Raw genomic sequence first — 602 nt, forward strand, 5'->3', positions numbered from 1 at the left:
GCACTGCTCTTTAACAATTTATCAGACAATCTGTGTGGGCACTCAAAGTGACATGGATTCTTAACGTCCTCGGACGAAAAATGAATACCAAGTCTCTGAGTGAACATGCGTAATTCATTACGAAGTTTAATTCACGAGCATCAAACTTAAATTGAAGAGTTTGATCATGGCTCAGATTGAACGCTGGCGGCAGGCCTAACACATGCAAGTCGAGCGGCAGCGGAAAGTAGCTTGCTACTTTGCCGGCGAGCGGCGGACGGGTGAGTAATGTCTGGGAAACTGCCTGATGGAGGGGGATAACTACTGGAAACGGTAGCTAATACCGCATAACGTCGCAAGACCAAAGAGGGGGACCTTCGGGCCTCTTGCCATCAGATGTGCCCAGATGGGATTAGCTAGTAGGTGGGGTAACGGCTCACCTAGGCGACGATCCCTAGCTGGTCTGAGAGGATGACCAGCCACACTGGAACTGAGACACGGTCCAGACTCCTACGGGAGGCAGCAGTGGGGAATATTGCACAATGGGCGCAAGCCTGATGCAGCCATGCCGCGTGTATGAAGAAGGCCTTCGGGTTGTAAAGTACTTTCAGCGGGGAGGAAGG

At 51.7% G+C, this 602-nt stretch carries 1 rRNA gene; it reads left to right on the top strand.

Annotated elements, in window-relative coordinates:
* Window positions 1–148 precede the first annotated feature (148 nt).
* A 16S ribosomal RNA gene (locus C6A40_RS24815) occupies window positions 149–602 on the top strand; the annotation flags it as partial.

It is taken from the genome of Enterobacter sp. GER_MD16_1505_Eko_090, from assembly GCF_003331015.1.
Classification (GTDB): Bacteria; Pseudomonadota; Gammaproteobacteria; order Enterobacterales; family Enterobacteriaceae; genus Enterobacter; species Enterobacter roggenkampii.